The 19,808-nt window shown below is 40.2% G+C and carries 11 protein-coding genes and 1 tRNA gene; 3 read left to right on the top strand and 9 right to left on the bottom strand.

The window, feature by feature from the left end:
* Nucleotides 1-48: 48 nt before the first annotated feature.
* The 6 genes from FHT21_RS05030 to FHT21_RS05005 form a co-directional block, all read right to left on the bottom strand.
* Nucleotides 49-915 (bottom strand): helix-turn-helix transcriptional regulator, encoded by an 867-nt coding sequence (locus tag FHT21_RS05030; protein ID WP_167293650.1) that lies wholly within the window; start codon nt 913-915, stop codon nt 49-51.
* Nucleotides 916-1,252: 337 nt separating this feature from the next.
* Nucleotides 1,253-2,749, bottom strand: coding sequence for an alpha-L-fucosidase (locus FHT21_RS05025; RefSeq protein ID WP_167293649.1), 1,497 nt, complete (start codon nt 2,747-2,749; stop codon nt 1,253-1,255).
* Nucleotides 2,750-2,888: 139 nt separating this feature from the next.
* Nucleotides 2,889-4,766, bottom strand: a complete 1,878-nt coding sequence (locus tag FHT21_RS05020; RefSeq protein ID WP_243853863.1) for a RagB/SusD family nutrient uptake outer membrane protein — start codon at nt 4,764-4,766, stop codon at nt 2,889-2,891.
* A gap of 14 nt (nt 4,767-4,780) precedes the next feature.
* Nucleotides 4,781-8,218 carry a TonB-dependent receptor gene (locus FHT21_RS05015; protein WP_208398866.1) on the bottom strand — a complete coding sequence of 1,146 codons (3,438 nt, stop codon included), beginning with the start codon at nt 8,216-8,218 and terminating at the stop codon, nt 4,781-4,783.
* 165 nt (nt 8,219-8,383) lie between these two features.
* Entirely contained in the window at nt 8,384-9,547 is a 1,164-nt protein-coding gene (locus tag FHT21_RS05010; RefSeq protein WP_167293648.1) for a FecR family protein, read from the bottom strand.
* Between the two features lie 67 nt (nt 9,548-9,614).
* Nucleotides 9,615-10,175 carry an RNA polymerase sigma-70 factor gene (locus tag FHT21_RS05005; protein ID WP_167293647.1) on the bottom strand — a complete coding sequence of 187 codons (561 nt, stop codon included), beginning with the start codon at nt 10,173-10,175 and terminating at the stop codon, nt 9,615-9,617.
* A gap of 644 nt (nt 10,176-10,819) precedes the next feature.
* On the opposite strand from FHT21_RS05005, the gene FHT21_RS05000 reads away from it, so the two are divergent.
* The gene (locus FHT21_RS05000) at nt 10,820-11,629 is read left to right on the top strand and encodes a helix-turn-helix domain-containing protein (protein ID WP_167293646.1); all 810 of its coding nucleotides are present in this window, start codon (nt 10,820-10,822) and stop codon (nt 11,627-11,629) included.
* A gap of 116 nt (nt 11,630-11,745) precedes the next feature.
* Nucleotides 11,746-13,308, top strand: a complete 1,563-nt coding sequence (locus tag FHT21_RS04995; protein ID WP_167293645.1) for a serine hydrolase — start codon at nt 11,746-11,748, stop codon at nt 13,306-13,308.
* A gap of 721 nt (nt 13,309-14,029) precedes the next feature.
* Here FHT21_RS04995 and FHT21_RS04990 read toward each other — a convergent pair.
* From FHT21_RS04990 to FHT21_RS04980, 3 genes are all read right to left on the bottom strand, one after another.
* Nucleotides 14,030-14,737: a hypothetical protein gene (locus tag FHT21_RS04990; protein WP_167293644.1), complete on the bottom strand. Its 708-nt coding sequence runs from the start codon at nt 14,735-14,737 to the stop codon at nt 14,030-14,032.
* On the bottom strand, nt 14,738-18,412 hold the full coding sequence (locus tag FHT21_RS04985) for a T9SS type A sorting domain-containing protein (RefSeq protein WP_167293643.1): 3,675 nt from the start codon (nt 18,410-18,412) through the stop codon (nt 14,738-14,740).
* Nucleotides 18,413-18,760: 348 nt separating this feature from the next.
* Nucleotides 18,761-18,844, bottom strand: a tRNA-Leu gene (locus FHT21_RS04980).
* Between the two features lie 320 nt (nt 18,845-19,164).
* Between FHT21_RS04980 and FHT21_RS04975 the strand changes: the two genes are divergently transcribed.
* Entirely contained in the window at nt 19,165-19,791 is a 627-nt protein-coding gene (locus tag FHT21_RS04975; RefSeq protein WP_167293642.1) for a DUF6266 family protein, read from the top strand.
* The last annotated feature ends 17 nt before the right edge of the window (nt 19,792-19,808 follow it).

The raw sequence follows: 19,808 nt of genomic DNA, 5'->3' as shown, positions 1-19,808 counted from the left end.
AACATGCTTATCCTATTAAAATGGTCATTTTATCCTTAAAATGGTCATTTAAATCTTCTTTCGGTATTGCTGAGGTGTAGTACCTGTAATTTTTTTAAAGAAACGGTTAAAATTAGACGGATCTGAAAAACCAAATTCGTAGGAAATCTCTTTTGCGGATTTGTTTTGATAAAGTTGTTTCTTTATTTCTGAAATCAGCTTGTAATGGATCATTTGTTGAGCTGATAATCCGCTAAATTGCTTGCAAATTTTATTAAGGAATCGGGAGCTGACATTAAGCATTTTTGTATAGGCCTCAACACGCTGGTCATTCGCAATTTTCTTTTCCAGCAAAGATCGAAACCTATAAAAATCTGGATGAACATAAGTGTCTCTCTGAATGTTGTAAACACCCGCATAATATCGATTGAGCAGTACAAGCAATTGATACAAAAGTGACCTGATCAAATGATTGCTATCATTCTGAAGCTGTCCGAACTCCCCTTCTATTCCATATAAAAGCTCCAAACATTTTACAAATGGCATCTCTGATAGATGCATGTCGTTTGGACGTGAATATTGATGGAAATATTGAAACCGATATAGAAATAGTTCGTCCGAAAAAAAAAGATGGAGAAAGTCTTTCTCAAAAAACAATACATAGCCACTTACATCTTGCTCAATTTCCCAACAACGCACCTGTCCGGGGCTCGTGAAAATGACAGTTCGTGGTGTTATTGATGTCTTATTTTCGTCTAATGTAAAAGTACCCGCTCCCTTTTCGATGAAAATAATTTCGTAAAAACTAAGTTGGTGTAACGTACGATCTAATACATAATGATTCAATGTTTCAATACGTCCAATATCCAATAACAGTTCCGAACCATATTTATATGGGAGAAAATGATAAGTATTAATTTTTGGGGCTGCAGCCATTTCTTTTTACAATTTCTTCTCGTGCTAAAGTTAAGACAGACGGGGTAGAAAACCTAGACCGCCGGGAAATCTGCAAACAAGTACTGGCAAGTTAAAGGAGCAGATGCTGACTGGACTCAAATACACAAATTACCAAGTAGGTAGCCGGAATACTTTGAACATTTAAATCGCTTTGGTAGTACAGCAGTTGATGTACAGTTTACGCTGCCGGCAAACCATGAAGTTATGTTTTTTTCATCCCACACTTTTGTTTCCGCATACACAGAAGAGTATGTTTAGCCCGCCAAAACAATTGTCCTCCCTGGGCTGTGTTGATATTAATCTAACCCTAATCTTTTTACTTTAAAAAATAAAGGCCAAATTCGGCTAAGGTTGGGTTTAACCGCGAAGCCAATATTTTAAATCTAACCTGTTTAGTGCTAACAGGCTTAAATTTTAATAATCGTTTGTAACCGACTGTAGTGCCCAATGCAAAATTCTTCCATTCCTTACCATCAAAATATTCGGCTTCGAACTTTTCAATACGCTGCCCTACGGCAATGTTTTCCTGCAGGGAGAGCACGTTAAAGATTCTGTTTTTTGCCCAGTTTAATTCGATTGTAGCTGTACTGTCTTGTCCTTTTGTAGTAAAATACGTATTTAATTTACCATCAAACATGGCTTTTAAACCTTTGTCTGACGTGGAGGTGATAGTTGCTTCCTGAGCAATATTATGGCTAAATGTATTTTTCATTTTCTGGCCAAAAGCAGCCAGGTTTTTAACATCACTTTCTGCAATAAGGCCTTTTTTATCTGGCGGAATATTTAAGAGTAAAACACCGTTTCTGCCTACCGAGGTGAAATAGATATCCATCAATTTCTCCGGTGTTTTTACTTTAGCATCCTCATGGCTGTGGTAAAACCATCCCGGACGGATACTCACATCTGTTTCGGCCGGATACCACACCAAACCTGTTGCATTAACCAGTTTACTGCGGCTGCCACGGTCCTGATCTTTGTAAGAACCCGTTAAGGTTGGGATAACGTTAACATCTTTTTGAGATAAAGCGGCTATTTTTTCCTGGCTCTGCTCTCCCATAGGCAATACACTCCATTCGGTTTCGCGCCCAACGCCGGTTTCGGTACCTACCCAGCGTACATCGGGGCCCTGCACGGCAATAACCGCCTGGGGTTGTAGCTTTCTGATTAAGGTATACCAGCTGTTAAAATCGTAAACCTGCTTTTTACCATTGGGTCCTTCGCCATTTGCACCATCAAACCAAACTTCATCTACCTTACCGTATTGGGTGAGCAGTTCGGTTAACTGGTTTACAAAATAAGTATTGTAAGCATCAGTCCCGTACGAAGCATTATTGCGGTCCCAGGGCGATAAATAGACACCAAAACCAATGTTATATTTTCTGCAGGCATCGGCTACTTCTTTTACAATATCGCCTTTACCTTGTTTATATGGTGTATTTTTGATGCTGTGCGCTGTAAATTTACTTGGCCATAAGCAAAAACCGTCATGGTGCTTTGCGGTAATAATAGCTTGTTTAAAACCAGCCTTTTTTATGGCTTTTACCCATTGTTCTGCATCTAATTGCGCGGGATTAAAAATACTGATATCTTCCTTACCATCACCCCATTCCCTATCTGTAAAGGTATTGATGCCAAAGTGAAAAAAAGCCGTTAACTCAAGCATTTGCCAGCGCAACTGCCGTGGCGAGGGGGTTACATGCGCAGCCTTGTTAATAATGGTACTTTCATTATCACCAGGCGAAATGCTAACGATGCTTTTCTGTGCATAGGCCTGTGTGCAAAGCAGGGAAATTAAAAAAATAATCTTTTTCATTTGTGTGGCTGGTTGTAGGAGATAAACTCAATTTTAGGCCGTAAATTTATGCATAAAAGCAACAGCAATTAAGCTGCTGCCTTTAAATAACGCATATTTTTAAAACTGTTTTAATAGCCGAATTCTAAACCTGGCCGTTTTACCATCCAGGATTCTGAATCAGCTTGGTACTTTTCTGAATTTCGGCCAATGGAATAGGCCATAAATAATAGGCACGGGTAAATACCCTGGTTTCGTACTGCGTGCGTTTAAGAAAATCGGCATCAGTTTCTGCCCCTACGTTCATACCATAAAAAGGGCCTCCCTGTGCACCCTGTCCTGAAGCACTTTCGGCGATCATCCACCTGCGCACATCAAAATACCGCTGCCCTTCAAAGCAAAGCTCTACGCGGCTTTCCTTTCTTATTGCTTCGCGTTGCAAAGCCTGGTTGCCAATAATAGCAGGATTACTTACACTCCATTTCGGAATACCCGCGCGTTCACGTACCAAATCTACATACTGGGCAATTTTAGGATCTGCAGGATTAACTTCATTTAATGCCTCGGCATATAAAAGGTAGAATTCTGCTAAACGAAAGATAAAAGAAGGGCGGTAAAAACTTTTTGGTGCAGTGGTTACCGACTGGCTTACGGTTCTATTTAAACGTTTGTACATGTTGTATCCAGTAATCGAATAGTTAGAAGCAATATCATTACCATTTCCCTTGGTAAACTTAATGAGCGCATTGGTTACGGGCCATCTTTTTCCATGATAAACAATAGAAGCATAAAAACGGGGTTCGCGGTTTACGTACATGTTAAAAGTTCCGGCCTCCGATCTTCCTGCAGGCACCTCGGTTACAGTAGAAAAACCTACCTCGCTGTACCCCGATCCCGGATCGTTAATAGATTTACCGTTTTTCATAAAAAAAGCATCTACCAATTCCTGTGTAGGGCCCACATTTCCGTAACCGCCCTGGCTACGCGGGGTTGCCCGGCGTACCAAACCATCTCCCGAAGAAATACTACCGTAAGCTTCATTGCCACTTGCCCAGATTACTTCACTGTTCATGGCCTGAAACAGCTGATAAATAGATTTATCGGGATCTAAAACACCCGCAGTAAATTCTCGGTACAAATCATATTTGCCAACCGAGAAATTAATGAAATCCTGAAGCGCGCTAACTGCCTTTAGCCATTTGTTATCATCTTTTGCCGGAAACAACCTCTTACCACTCTTATTGGTTAAGGCCATAGCTTCAGCAAAACCACCGTTGTACAATGGGCTGGCAGCCATAACCAGTATTTTGGCCTTTACAGCGAGTGCAACACCTTTAGTTGGCAATGCAAGGTTATTGATATCGGTTAGGGGAATATATTCATCCAGCTCTGGGGCTACAGCATCCATCTCCTTAGTCACAAAATTAACCACTTCATCCACACTGTTGCGTTCAAAATCCAGATCGGCATCATTAGGGTTAACAGTCTTGTCCATAATCGGAACTGGCCCATACAGTTCGAACAACAAATAGTGATAATAAGCCCTTAAGAACCTGGCTTGTGCCATTAGTTTTTTGTATTCCGGCTCTTCAATAGCATCGGCAACGGTACCACCCGATGAGGTACCACCAACACGGGGTATAATCTTAGCGTTGGCCATAAAAACATTGGCCTGCCGGATATACAGGTATAAATCCCATCGACTAAAAGGCGCATTTGAAGCATTGAACCCCGCAGGTGGCTCTACCCTGAAAGCACCTTGCTGGTTTCTGTTCTCATCGGTAAAAGCTGGCCATGGGTTGTCTACTCCCCTAACGGCTCCGGTGCTTGTATTAAATACCATTGCCGATGAAGTGCCAATACCTGCAAAAATATTGCGGTGGAAAGCACGTGCATTAGCTGGGGTAGAAAAAATCTGGTCGAGTGTAAGCTGACCGGCAAGTTCATCAGATACATTTAAATAATTTTTACTGCACGAACCCATGCTTATGATTATGCAGCACAGCAACAGGGCTTTATATATTTTTGATTTCATCATTTCTTCTTTGGATATTATAAATTAAACTCAATGCCGATGGTGTACGAACGCGGAATGGGGTAATTTAGCCCCTCATTAGCGTTGCCGATTTCAGGATCCCACATTTTGATGTTATCCCAAACAGCGATATTATTCCCCATTAAGTATATCCTGCCGGTTTCGAAACCAATTTTCCGCAGCATTTTTTTAGGGAAACGATAACCCAGTTCGATATTTTTTAAACGTATAAAACTGGCATCGCGCAGCCACCAGGTGCTCGCTACCTGGTTGTTTGAAAAACTGATAGAATGTAACCTTGGGAACATTACATTTTGGCTGGGATTAGCTTCTGTCCACCTGTCTGCCACTTCAGCCCTTAAATTTGATTCTTCGACACCAAACGTAAATGGGAAAAAGTTACCTGCGGCATTTTGGCCAAATACGGTTGAAGTTTTGGCTACGCCCTGAAAAAAGATACTTCCGTAAAAGCCTTTATATTCGGCGTTTAGGCCAAATCCATATACTATGCCCGGGTTTGCAGGGTTGCTACCTGTATAATAACTGCGGTCAAAATTATCGATCTTCCCATCGCCGTTTAAATCCTTGTATTTAATATCGCCGGGTCTAACTACTCCTCCAAGGGTGCTTACCGGCAATCCTGGTTTTAAAGTATAAATGCGTTTCCCTACGGCATCGGTAGTCATGGTAAAATCGTTATCGGTATATAAACCGTCCGCTGTATACAGGTTCCACTCCCCTATACTTGTGCCGGTTTGGTTCATCCAGGGATAAGGCTGTGGCAGCTCATCAATCTCAAGTATTTTATTTTTGGCAATAGTTAAGTTGCCCCTTGCCGTTAATTTCAGCTCGCCAATATTTTGTTTAATGTTAACTGATCCGTCCATCCCCTTGTTAGACACTGAACCAAAGTTTTGCCATGGCGACTGTCTGAATCCGGTAACACCTGAAACAGTACGGCGTTGTAGTAAAATACTGGAACGCAGGTTATTGAAATAATCGACAGAAAAATCGACAGCGCCTTTAAAAAATTCGATATCTATCCCGTAATTCCGTTTGTTTTCTATCTCCCAGGTTAAATCGGGTGCCTCAAAACGTCCCTCTACAATACCATTTAAACCATTAAGGGAGCCAGTGCCACCAATTCCAATCGAGTAGCCGGTAGTACCAGTGGTATAGGTACCGCGGTAAAGGAACCTTGCCCCGCCAGTATTATCGTTACCTGTTTTACCAACAGATGCCCTGAATTTTAACGATGATACTACTTTACGTAAAGCTTCAGGGTAAAAAGGCTCATTGCTGGCAAACCAGGCACCACCTACCGCAGGGAAAAATCCAAACCGGTTTTCAGGTGAAAAAGCTTCACTACCTGTAATACCAAAATTCCCTTCTATAGAATAACGGTTGGCATAATTGTAAGTTACCCGGCCTACATAGGCTTGCTTTTTAAAGGCCAGGGCTTCACCTTGTTGCTGGGCTTCTTTCTGGTAGGTTAACAGCATTGCACCAACGGTATGGTCGTTTGCGAAAATCCGGTTATAATTTAATGAACTCTCTAAATAGATGTTTTTCTGGCCATTGCTTGATTCTACCGGCTCGCCTAAAGTTGTCTCAGGATTTCCAACCTGAGTAAAGATCAATTTACCATTAGCATCTCTTGAGGTTGCATTGAACTGTTTGGGAGATTTTAGCCTGTTCATGTAATAATTCATGGTGGCATCAAAGCTAACAATCCCCTTAAAGCTCAGTCCTTTAGTTATAAAATCCAGCTTCTGATCTAAAGATAATTTGGATTGCAGACTTGTTCGCCATTCTTTTGCGTAACCAGACTCCATTAATAAGTTATATGGATTTACCCTGTTGGAGCTTGGAATACCAGGGTGACCAGCTATCGTACCATCAGAATAAACGGCCGGAAAAAGATAACCCGGCACACCCATCATCCGCGAAAATATGGTTGCAGTTCCGGTACCAGGATAGTTGGTTAAAAGGTACTGTCCACTCAAATCTACCCCCAACACGGTTGTTTTGGTAACGTTTAAATCAATATTACTACGCAGATTATAACGTTTAAGTCCCAGATTATTATCATAAATATTGTTAGGGTTAGATTTAAAAACCCCGTTTTCCTGATAATAGGCCCCGGAAACAAAAAACTTAGCAATATCGCCGCCACCCCTGAAATTTAAAGTATGGCGGGTATTAAAGGTATTATCCCTAAGCATAACATCCAGAAATTTGGTATTCGGATATAGATCAGGATCTGATCCGTTTTTATACAAGGCCAGCTGCTCATCTGTTTTAAATACCGGACTATCTTCATTGCGCAATGCTTCATTATAAGCAAAAAGGTAATCGTACGAATCCATAAACTCCGGAAGCCTGGTTGGTTTATTCTGTGTATACTCGCCGCGGTAGGTAATTTTTGTCTTTTGTACTGCACCACGCTTAGAAGTAATTAAAATTACACCATTGGCTCCCTCTGCCCCATATACTGCAGTGGCTGCTGCATCTTTTAATACGTTAAAGGTTTCAATTTCATCTGGTTCGATATCGGTCATGGAGCGGGGTATCCCGTCAACCAGTACAAGCGGATTGGTTCCGCCGGCAAAAGAACTTACCCCCCTGATCCAGAATTCGGCGTTATCATAACCTGGCTCTCCAGACCGTTGAATAGCGATAATACCCGGTACCTGGCCGGCAATGGCGTTGGTTAGGCTACGTGTAGGTATGCGTAGCGCATCGCCTTTTACCGAAGCAACTGAACTTACCAGGCTACTCTTTTTTTGCTTACCAAATCCAACTACCACTACATCATTCAGGTTGGCTTCATCGTTTCTAAGCACCACATTTAGCACCTTACGGCCGTTTAGGGGCAATTCCTGGCTCTTGTAGCTTAGCAAGCTAAAAACCAATACCGCTTCTTCGGGCACTCCTTTTAACACAAAGGCCCCGTTCCCATCGGTAGCGGTACCGATAGTAGGTTTATTTTTAACCTGTACCGTTACACCAGGCAGTGCAAGCCCTGAGGTGTCTTTTACTGTTCCGGTAATGGTTAATGCCATTGGTGCTACCGGCTTCATTTTATCCGTTTCTAAAATGGTGATGGTTTCGCCATGAATCCTGAACCCTAAACCTGAGCCTTGCAAGGCTTTACTTAAAGCGGTATTGATATCGGAATTGCTTACTTTAAAGGTAACCGGCAAAGCTTTTTGGATGGTTTCTTCGTTATAAAGAAACCGGTAACGGGTTTGTTTATTCAATTCGGCAAAAACGGTTTTTAGCTCCGCATTTTTTACCGAAATATTAACCTGCTGTGCCCTTCCGTTGGCGAATACTCCAATTTGAAGTATAAAGATTAAAAGGCTAACAAGTTTCATAATTCTGATCACTATAGGTATACCGGAAATTGCTTCCCGATGGGCAATATTTTGTCTACGACAAAAGAAATTCATACTTTCGTTTGATTTAGGTTAGAGAAATAAGTTCGGTTTTATACTATTTTTTCGTGCCTGAATTATTTACCGGAGGTGGTGGTACACTTCCGGTATTCATTTCTTCAGACATAGGTGGTTCTGTCTATTTTTACATCATATTTTTTCGGTTTAGTTTATATTTGGTTAATTGATAATCAGGTTCCGGCCTTCTATACCGAAAGAGAGGTTACTTACATCTTTAAGCATATCCAGTACTTCACTTAATTTAACCTTTCTGCTTACATGTCCGGTAATATGGATTTCCGGTATTTTCTTTTTGTAAACGAGCTTTAAATCATACCATCTGCTTATTTCAGTCATAACTGGCTCGAGTGCATCATTGCTGAAATAGAAATCGTCTTTACACCAGGCCACAGCTTTGTCTACATCGCCCTTTGCAACTGCGATATTTTGCTGATCGGATAATGCCTGTTTACCGGGAATAAGGATATGGCTGCTTTTTCCATTACTCACCTTAACCGATCCTTCTAAAAGAGTGGTTTTTGCGGTTTGGTTATAGGCCGATACGTTAAAATGGGTACCTAAAACTTCAACTTCCGATTCGTTAAGTTTAACTTTAAAGGGACGGGCAGCATCCTTGGCTACTTCGAAATAGGCTTCGCCCTTTAAACTTACCGATCGCTCATTACCCGCAAAACTAACCGGGAATTTCAATTCCGACATGGCGTTCAACATGACTTTTGAGCCATCAGGTAAGGTTATCTTATAAGTCCCTGCCTTAGGTACAATGAGTGTATTGTAGTTTGCAGCTGCAAGTAAATTAGTTGCCGATTGCCCATAACTGATCTCACCCTGATTACTCACAATAGTTGTTCCTTTTTCACCGCCGATTACCTTCTTTTCTTTATCTAATGCGATTTGGGTTCCATCAGAAAGAATCAGTTTAGCGATTTGGGTGGCTGGCAAAACATCATTGCGGTAGGTTTTGGTAATATCGGGAACAATTCCCGGATCAGTTTTATTTAAATTGAAATAGAAAATGGAAACGCCGATAATTGCGACGAAAATAGCCGCATATTTAAGCCATGCATACCGATTTTTACGCGGAACAATCTTAGCTCCCTGAAAACGGTTATTAACCCTGCGCCAGGCCTCGTCTATATTCACACTATCCATGTTGGCCAGGCGCGCTGCAGTAGGGCCAGCAGCACGGTAAGCTTCCAATAGTTTATACCTTTCTTCATCTGCTGCCAAAAGCAACTTTAATCGTTCCTCCTCTTCCGTGGTTAAGGTACAAAGCAGGTATCCGGAAATTAATGCAGACAATTCAAAGGCTTCTTCTTTCATCGTGTTGTATGGCTATACAACTAAGAAACCCGAAGGGTAAAAAAGGGTGGAAAATAATTTTAAAAAATTAATGATGGAGATACATCGCAGCGAAAAGTGCCATTGCAGCCTTTCCGAGATGTACTTTCATTAAAGATAATGCACGCTTTTTCTGGCTTTTAACCGTATTGATGCTAATATTCATCAGTTTGGCAATTTCGCTATTGCTTAGTCCTTCTAAATAACCATACCTGATTACCATAGCGCATCCCGGTGGAAGCGCATTGATCTGATCATAAATCTCGGCAACAATCTCGGTATGGATAATGCCTTCCAAGATTTGCGGATCGGAATAAATATCCGGCGGATTGTTTTTATGATAAACATTAACCACATTATTGTGCCTGATTTTATTTAAACAGGCATTTTTTACAGTGGTGTATAAAAATGATTTTACCACGTTGAAATTGGTAGCGATACTTTTCTGTTGCTCCAGATAAACCACGAAAGCATCCTGTGCCACATCTTCAGCCAATTCTTTATCCTTTAAAAGGTAATATGCAAAATCGTATAAACGCCGGTAAAGCTTTTTGAAAAGCTGCTCTGGTTGTAAAACATCAACAACATCTTCACCGTTTTTATTAGACATGCTTATTTTATTATGGGATAGTTAAACTGGTTAATGCAAATTGGAATGGGATGTAAGAAAAAGGGATTTCCGCCGGTATGGTATTAAGTTAGTGCATTTGGCCACAGCAAATTTATAAGAATTAAGCTAGAATCAAAATCAAATAGGATAGTAAAAAGGGCCGCACTAAATCCAGCGGTGGCTCAATCAGCTAATAAATGCTTAAGCTTAATATCCAAGAGCTTCCATCAAAATTATTATGAGCACATTGTATAAGTTTCCAAGCCTGCTAGTTCGGATACCTCTTTTATAATACCCCCTCGTGTTTATTTTCTTCAACAGGTTCATATTTATTCCTTCAAGAGATTAAAAGCCATTTACCCGCTCAAATTTTCCCATCTTTTTAATCTGATAGATTCTCTAATTGCTTTAAAAAATCATAGAAGATTAAATCTGTTTTGGTTCGTCAGGTGTTAAAGTCAAGGTGATTTTCAATTAAATCGCCTTGACCAGATTATAATAGAACAAAAAAATGGCATATGTAAAAAGAAGTAGTTTTGCATTTCTCCTTCAACATTTCCTAAATAAAATTAAATCAATACATTCTGTCACTTTAAGATTTTTTGCGTGTCTATTTACTATAAATAGATTTAAAAAAAAACACCTTGGAATTACATTTTTATACGCCAGAAAACGACATCTTAAAACAATATATTGAAGGTTATTATTTTTTAAACGATCATGGACCTGGAGCTATTAAAGCCTACACGACATTTCCAAACAATTACGGCATTGTTACCGTAAATCTTAATTCTAAAGTAAAACTAGACATTAATAAAATTTCTATTGAGCCCTCTTGTGATAATAATATATATGCGAGTTTCGCGTATCGATACAGAAATCCAATAGAAGTGCATTATACAGGACCCTTCCAAGAGATTACCATTTACTTCAAACCGCTCGGCATTAATTATTTTGTAAATAATCTGGAAACAATGTTCTCTCAAAAAAAAATGACAGAATTTATTCCGCAATTTTTAGACTTTAAAGATGAAATGGGTAAAATTTTTCACATTGCCAAAAGACCATTGCAAATAGATGCCCTTGAAGATTATTGGTTGTCAAAATTGATGACGAAAGACCTGGCATTTATGAAAACTATCTTATTAGACACTGAGTCTAACATCAAAATCGAAGACATTGCTAAAAAACATCATATTTCTAGAAAACATTTAAACAATTTAGTTCAGAAGAACTTAGGCAAGTCTCTAATTGAATACAGGAAAATATTCCGGTTCAGAAACGTAATTAACAAATATCAAGGTTTAAAAAGCCTAACCGAACTGTCGTACGAGAACCTTTTTTTTGATCAATCTCATCTTATCAAAGATTTCAAATCCCTTACAGAAATCAATCCCAATCTTTTCTTTAAAAATGTGAACACGGCAAATAAAAATGTTTGGCTTTTTACATAGTTGGTAACAATTTTACAATTTCGATGATTTTTTTCTCAGTCACTTTGTAGCAACTTATTGCTTAAGATAAATACCGGCAATAAACTAACGACATCTTAAATTTAAAGCCAATTGTCATGAAAAAAATAATTGTTAAAATAATAGTTACCTCCGCTATTCTTTTTACTTCTCTGCAAAGTTTTGCACAGCTATCTTCTTCTAAGATTGATTCGCTGATGCAAGAAGCAATACACAAATTAAAAGTAGCCGGGGCTGCAATAGCTGTTGTAAAAGATGGGAAGGTAATCCATCTAAAAGGTTATGGAGTTAATTCGATTGATACAAAACAATTAACTACAGAATTTACGAACTTTCAAATAGCTTCCAACAGTAAGGCATTTACAACAGCTGCGTTATCCATATTGGTTGATGAGGGGAAAATAAAATGGGACGATAAGGTGAAGGATTACATTCCGGAATTTAAAATGTACAATGAGTATGTAACTGATAATTTTAATATTGTTGATTTGTTAACTCATAGGAGCGGCCTTGCGCTTGGGGCTGGTGATTTAACATTTTTTCCCGATGGAGCAGATTTCACGGTAAAAGACATCACCACTATTTTCCAGAATTTTAAACCAGTTTCTGCATTTAGAACAACATATAATTACGATAACCTACTCTATATCATTGCTGGTGAAGTCATTAAAAGAGTAAGTAAAATGAGTTTTGAAGATTTTATTCAAAAACGCATCTTCCAACCCTTACAAATGAGTAACTCGTTTATTGGTGATGCGCTAATTAATGATATGAAAGATCTTTCAACACCACATTCTACAGCAACAGGAGCTTTAAAAACTATTAATCGTTTCAATATCGGAATGATTAGCCCCGCCGGAGGCATATATTCCAATGTGAATGATATGTCTAAGTGGATGATCATGCAGTTAAACAGGGGGAAATATGGAAATGACAAGAAGTCTTCTTTGTTCTCTACAGCTAACAGTGCTAAAATGTGGACGATACAAACGGTTTTACCAAACTATGTATCCGAAAGATACAATACCCATTTTAATGGATATGGTTTAGGTTGGCTTTTAAATGATGTAAAAGGAAATCTGGTGGCTATGCACACCGGCGGTTTGCCAGGTATGTTATCGCAGGTAACCCTGGTACCAGATTTAAATTTAGGCATAGTCGTGCTAACGAATACTGAAAGTGGTGGTGGAAGTCTTGCTTTTGCCGTTACGAGAGCAATAACGGATAGCTACTTTGGCTTAGATGATGCCAAATGGATTGATAACAGGGCAAGAAATCTTAAGTCTAATACCAATAATATTGATGAAGTAACGAAGAAAGTTTGGGAAAAAGTAGATTCTCTGAAGCTTACCAAAATTAAAAACGAGGATTATACGGGTATGTATGAAGATAAATGGTTTGGAAAGATGGAGGTTTTTATGAAGGGCAGGCAGCTTTGGATTAAAAGTTTACGTTCACCAAAATTAAATGGCCCAATGTATTTCTATAACACAAATACCTTTGCTATTAAATGGGAATACCAGGACATGAATTGCGATGCATTTGCTGCATTTTCCTTTAAAGAAAAAGGGAAAGCACAATCTTTTACAATGAAAGGCATTTCACCAGGCATTGACTTTAGCTTTGATTTTGGCGATCTCAATTTAATTAGAGTAAAATAACATCAGATTACTAACCTGTCATATTCAAGAAAAGTAGTTTGACATTTATTATTTAACCGGAATCGACATAATCAAATAATCTTCGATACCAGCTACCAGCTCAGGATATTGCTTTAAGTTTTTAATATAAATTACAATTTCATTTTTTTGATATGTAATTCGATCAATCGAGACTGTTTGTAATCAAGGTCATTTATAATGAAAAATAGTTCCCAATCTTCTGTCTTAGATGTGAAACTATCCGTAAAACTTTTATCCTTATGCGATTGTAATCGCTGTGCAAATCCAGACAACTACCGGTGTAAAAACGATTTAATTTTTCAGAAAAAAGGATGTAAACTGATGCCATAAAACAAACAAAAAAAGCTTAGGTAATACCGAAGCTTTTAGCGTACTCCAAAATATATCGTTAACGAAGGTTTTTAAAGAGGACATGAAAAAAGTAGCCCATATTTATTATTTCTCCAGTGATTTTTAAAATCAGAAACAAATTTCATCGAACTATTGATTACTTCAATTGAGACACAACATTCTATAACAGACTGCGAATAGGATGCTTACCAAATATTAATGCAACATTACCAAATAGACAGGATTGAGCTTTTAAGCATAATTTTCATTTTGCTTGAATTGTTTAACAGCACAGTCTCTCTAGTTTTACTATGCTGCTAACTAAATTCGATATAATTAACGATACTTGAAATGATTGTCTGCATTGCCTTTAATATATACCTATTTTAAAATAGAACAAGGTTGATGTAGAGCTGTTACCTGCATTATCTTTGGTAACTACCCGCCAGTAGTAGGTTCCATTAACCGGAGTTGGTATGTCTGCAACCGCTGTTTCTTTTATCCCTGAGCGAAGAATGGCAGGTGAAGTTGTTGTTCCAAAATAAAGGTCGTATTTTAAGTCTGTGTCATCAACGTCAGCACCCTTCCATGAAAGGTTCACTGATTTAGTATCCTGGACAAATACCTTTCCATAAATCGGGGCAATTGCATCTGCCGGAAACGGCGCATAGGATTTAAAACCGGGGCCTGAATTATAAAATTTCCAGGTTTCACTTTGAGTGGTTTCTGCACCGGCGTTTGTTTTGGCAACAACCCACCAGGAGTAAGGAATTCCACGCCCCAGCGATATAGTGGTTTGGTTTACTGATACGTTTTTTTCCTGTGTAGTTCCCTGGAGCAGATCTTTCCAGTAAAGGGTGTAAATTTCCGCTTTTGGTACCACGTTCCACCCGAAACTTACTGTGGATTGTGTTAGTGAAATAACTTGTCCCGTTGTGCAAACCTCGTCTTGCTTCGGGAATACCAAAACAGGCTTACCAAAAGTTTCCTTTGGCGGATCTTCAGTCTTCTTTTTGCAACCGCACCATAGCCCGCAGACCAACAGACTGGTTAAGATTGAATTAGCTATTTTTCCCATTTATTTTTTTACGATCTTAAATGTTTTTTCGTCCTTTTCGGTTTTGATCCTAAGCAGATATATCCCAGGCACGATATCCCTCATATTGATTTGGCTGGTTACGGTTTGGGTAACTTTATCCTGATAGATGCATTGTCCCATGGTATTGTAAATAAAGATTTTTTTCTCCGTGCCCGTATTTCCCAGGTTTAAGTAAAGTATATCCTCAACTGGGTTTGGATAGGCCATAAGGGTATTTGAGTTAATAATTTCACGCTCCCAGATACCCTGACAGTTTTTATCAGAACTGACTATAACCTTATTGGCCCCACTTTCCATTTGAAGTTCAAACTCGTTTGCGTTTGTGGTAAAAAGTTTTCCATTGAGTTCGATATAATATCTGTCTGCACCGGTAAGCTGAAGGTGTAGTTTGCCCGTGTTTTCGCTTAACATACTAAATACAGATAGCTTTTCCGGCTCAGTGACCACCAGCGTAAAGCATTGCTTAAAGTCTTTCTCTCCAGAAACCTGCAGGCAGAGTTCATATGTGCCTGCAGCCAGCTGGTCAAAGGATACCTTATCGGTAAAGACTTTTTCGGTTTTTATGCCCGCCAGGGTAAGTATCGCGGTATAATTCATGCTGTTTTTTGCAGTCAATGAGATAGAACCATCATTGATTCCCCTGCAACTGGCAGATGTTGCGCTTATGGTGAAATTATCTGCGGGTAGCGCGAACTCCACAGTTACAAATGCGGGAAGTGAGGTATCCGTGAAACCATCTTTGGTGATCCTTACCGTATAGGAGCCAGGCTGGGAGGTTCTGTAAGTAGGTGAACTTCCTGATTGGACAACATCTATATACCTATACCAGGTGTAAGTAAAACCTGGATATGACGGAGTCTGTAGTAGAACGCTGTTACCTTTGATCAGGCCGAGCGAAACATCCGGTGTAATTACAGGCCTAGGAACATAGGTAAAACCCGGGATACTGATTTTCTGTGTACCTATTTCTGCTGTGATATCACCCGTTGCACCATCCCCTAGTGTAAGCACCATCCGACTGCTGGATTTGACAACAAATGATTTTACAGGGGTACCGCCAACTGATACTTTGGTCACTCCTTTCAATCCGACACCATCAACAGTTATGCTGGCACCGTTTCCTGCAATGAGCGGATCGAAGCTAAGCAGTTCTGGTTTAAACACCTCCATCTTGTTTTGCAGGCCGTAAACAACCATATCCTGGTGTATACCATAATCTGGCTGGAGTTCAGTTGAACCAACCAGAAATATTCGTCCATCCGCCGCAATGCCCATATCGCCATTTTTATCCTGCATAACTGTAGCCCGTGAAACCGAAACACTCCCCTTGTTGCCAAAGGTTTGATCAATCGATCCATCTGGATTTAACCTTCCAACCTGCATATATCCGTGATCCAGTGCAATATCGTCGCTATATCTGCCAGTATGATACAGGATTTTACCATCACTTTGTAACGCTAATCTGCTTACATCCCCTGCAACAGTTACATTATTGACCAGTCCATCCTCACCAAAGTCGAGATCTAATGCACCTGTGGGCAGATATCTGACCAATTTGATCGGTGAATTGGGGGAGTTGGAGCCTGCTGCCACGATCTTACCATCCTCCTGGATAGCAATCGCATGTCCGATAACGGAAGTACCTGGCCATTGGGGTGTTACCATCCCGCCATTAAAACTTTTGTCCAGCTCGCCACCAGCAGTATACCGTACGATGGCAAAGTTATTAAATCCATAGAGGCCATAACTTCCTGCCATAACAATCCTGTCTTGTTTATCGATCACGAGCCTGCAGGCCTTACTACGCTCACCTTCCCGCCCATGGAACTGGGGGTCGATCAAAACACCATCGGAGCCAAAACTCTTGTCAAATGTGCCATTGGTGTTAACCCTTCTTAACTGAAGCAAATGGTTACCGATATCACCTACGCGTTCTGAAAGTCCAATAATCAGCTGGCCACTCTTTTGAAAAGCTAAACCAAGGGGAAAGCCCTCCCGGGAATTGTCACTCAAAGGAATATGCAGTTTTCCACGACCGCCAAAAGCCATGTCAACTTTACCATCGGATGTAAACTTAAAAAGTGTTGGGCCAATCTTACCCCGGAAATAATCCAGTTCCGTGGTAATCACGTAGATATTACCTGATCCGTCTTTGGCCATTTGAAGCTGGGTACCGTCGATAGATAAGTAAAAATCGTATAGCGTTTCATGGTTTTGCTCTAGGGAACCATGTACACGACCTCCCTCACCAAAACTCTCGTCAAGCTTGCCATCCGCTTTTAATTTGGCGACTACAAGGCTGATCCCCTCCCCGTTTCTCACCAGGCCCGCAACATGCATCGATCCGTCGGGAGCAACGATAATTCCTTTTCCCAAACCATTTCTGGATTTACCCGTACCAACGGCAATAGAGGAATTGGTACCTGCAGCAAAATTTGCTACCTGCTGTCCATCGGTCGAAAACAGGCCGACTGCGGCTTGATACCTTCCTTCGGCATAGTCAAACCCTGCCACCACTATACTTCCGTCTGGCCGCACAAAAGGTATTTCTGCTTCGTGCCGCGAAGCACTGAACAAAGTAGTACTTTGTCCGGCATCCCCGAATGTTGGAACAGGTTTACCGTCGCTATCAAATTTGAGGACAGCGAACTGATTAACCTGCTGTTCATTTCTTGCCGTTCCGGCAATATAAATTGCTCCATCTTGATCAAAAACACATCTAAAGCCGTAAAACCTGGTCTTGTCTATAGGTACTTTTAGCAAGCCATTGATCCCTATATTATAAATTTTTCCACTGGCACTGAACTTAAAATAACTGCGCTGTTGATTGCTTCCATCGTCGAAGAGTATCCCTATGTTACCATCCTTGCTTTGGACCAGGTTTACTTTCATAAATTTTGAGGTACCAAGCCCTGAAAATAGTGTTACGCCCTTTTCCCCGAAGCTTTTATCCAGCGTTCCATCAGGGTTTAAGCAAGCCAAAAATTGCTGATCTAAAGACCATCCATAATAACCTGTGGCCAGAATATTGCCTTTGCTGCTTAGCGATAGTGCGCTAGTGCGGAAGGAAGCATCCGATGGATTAATAGCAGTAGTATATTTATTGTCCCTGATCCCATCAGCCGAAAAACACATCAGATTTTGGCTGCCTCCATGGGCGACGATTAGCTTTCCGTCGGGCAAAAGCACCATATCTTTAAACTCTGCATCGATGTAAACAGTGCCATTTTGGCCATAAGTGTTATCCCGCTTTCCTTCGTTTGTGTATCTTATTACATAAGAACGGCTGATGCCGGTTTGGTAGGATTGGCCAGCTACTAAAAAACGGTCATCCGCAAGTACAATGATTTTTACTGCCTTATCTGATCCAGGCATATCCGCATAGACTACTCCACTTTCACCAAAATTTTTATCCACCGTACCATTTGCCAAGAACCTCGTCACATAGAAATCGTCAGTAGCGTTAAAAGCCCCACCGGCAACAAGTACTTTTCCATCAGACTGAACTGCGACTGCCCCTACGGAAAAATTGGGGTACCCAAGTTTTAGTTTAACTGTACCAGCATCACCAAAAGCAGTATCAAAAGACCCTGTTTGGGAATAGCCGTGGCAAAACAATAACATGCCTAGCAGTAGAAGGAGCGAAAATTTCATTTGAGTGGCGTTTGAAATGTGCATAAAAATAGAGATTATCCTGAGATACGCAAAGAAATTAATGAAATGACTGACTGCATAAATAAAGAATAACTTGCATGCGCTGGTTTCGGGATTCTGGCAATGGTTGTTTTTCCCTTGTTTTAGTGAAGTTGTTATATTTTAGCTACTCACGTCACGCAAATAAAATATGATTAACTATTTAGTATTGAAATCAGCAAGAGTAATAACTCAATATTGAAATAGTTCAACTTTGGGTTATTCAAAGAGAAGGCTATTGGGACGAATCCCCACATGGTTGCCATAGTTATAAAAAACAAAAGAGTTTGGTAAAAACCAAACTCTTTGTACCCAAGAGGAGATTCGAACTCCCACACCCATACGGGCGCCAGCCCCTCAAGCTGGTGCGTCTACCAATTCCGCCACCTGGGTTTGAAGTTTGCAAATATATAAATTAACCCTAGTGCGCTGCAACATTCATAAAATATTTTTTTGAACTAATATTCCGGAAAGCAAATCTTAACATGGTAAATCTTTTCCAGTATCGGGCAAATTGTAAACTTATTCCAATATTGAATACTGACATAACAGTGTAATCATTTAGACGGACTTTTGTCGCACTTAAGACGGGGTTTCGTCGGATTTATGACAATTAAATCCGAATAAAAGCCGACGTAAATCAGAATAAAATACAACTTATTGGTTTATTAATCAGCAATTTACTATATTGTATTACATCAACTAATGCAATCATGGGAAAAATAGAAAATGGAATTAACGGCGGTTTCACCGGGACGGTGGGTGCCGTGACCGGTTATTACCTGGTGATCAGGAGCAAGCGCAGAAAATCGATAAAAAACAAAATAGGGAGTGCTGATCAGAAGACCTGTAGATCCCGTTTTACCATGATGCAGACCTTCTTAAGCCCTATTGTTGGTTTTATCCGGATTGGTTTTAACCTGGAGTCGAAAAAACGCATGATGACTGCCCATAATGTCGCAAAATCCTATAACATGCTGAATGCCCAAAATGCCACAGGCGAAATCGACTATGCGGCTGTGCGTTTAAGCTTTGGAAACCTCACCGGTGCGGAGGGGGTTAAGCTGGAACACGACGATGCGGGTGTACATTTCAGCTGGACGGATAATGCTAACGGCGATTACAACAGGAAACATGACCAGGTAATGTTAATGGTTTATGATGTGGACAACAAAACGGCTATCTATGAAACAGGTGGTGCCAGGCGGTTTAAAGAAAGGGAAAGCCTGGAAATTCCTTCCTTTTATAAAGGAAGAACATTTCACACCTGGATAGCTTTCATTGCAGACGACAGAATGGGAATATCTGCGAGTACATATTGCGGCAGTTTTGTTTTTTGATCACAAACAAATGAAAC

The sequence above is a fragment of the Pedobacter sp. SG908 genome (genome assembly GCF_011759615.1).
Classification (GTDB): domain Bacteria; phylum Bacteroidota; class Bacteroidia; order Sphingobacteriales; family Sphingobacteriaceae; genus Pedobacter; species Pedobacter riviphilus.
The sequence above is the reverse complement of the archived record's forward strand: the minus strand, read 5'-3'. Positions and strand labels throughout refer to the sequence as shown.

Excerpts from the sequence above, each read along its gene's own strand:
- FHT21_RS05030 (WP_167293650.1), bottom strand. The coding sequence starts at position 915 with ATGGCTGCAGCCCCAAAAATTAATACTTATCATTTTCTCCCATATAAA.
- FHT21_RS05025 (WP_167293649.1), bottom strand. The coding sequence starts at position 2,749 with ATGAAAAAGATTATTTTTTTAATTTCCCTGCTTTGCACACAGGCCTAT.
- FHT21_RS05020 (WP_243853863.1), bottom strand. The coding sequence starts at position 4,766 with ATGATGAAATCAAAAATATATAAAGCCCTGTTGCTGTGCTGCATAATC.
- FHT21_RS05015 (WP_208398866.1), bottom strand. The coding sequence starts at position 8,218 with ATGAATTTCTTTTGTCGTAGACAAAATATTGCCCATCGGGAAGCAATT.
- FHT21_RS05010 (WP_167293648.1), bottom strand. The coding sequence starts at position 9,547 with ATGAAAGAAGAAGCCTTTGAATTGTCTGCATTAATTTCCGGATACCTG.
- FHT21_RS05005 (WP_167293647.1), bottom strand. The coding sequence starts at position 10,175 with ATGTCTAATAAAAACGGTGAAGATGTTGTTGATGTTTTACAACCAGAG.
- FHT21_RS04995 (WP_167293645.1), top strand. The coding sequence starts at position 11,746 with ATGAAAAAAATAATTGTTAAAATAATAGTTACCTCCGCTATTCTTTTT.
- FHT21_RS04990 (WP_167293644.1), bottom strand. The coding sequence starts at position 14,737 with ATGGGAAAAATAGCTAATTCAATCTTAACCAGTCTGTTGGTCTGCGGG.
- FHT21_RS04985 (WP_167293643.1), bottom strand. The coding sequence starts at position 18,412 with ATGAAATTTTCGCTCCTTCTACTGCTAGGCATGTTATTGTTTTGCCAC.
- FHT21_RS04975 (WP_167293642.1), top strand. The coding sequence starts at position 19,165 with ATGGGAAAAATAGAAAATGGAATTAACGGCGGTTTCACCGGGACGGTG.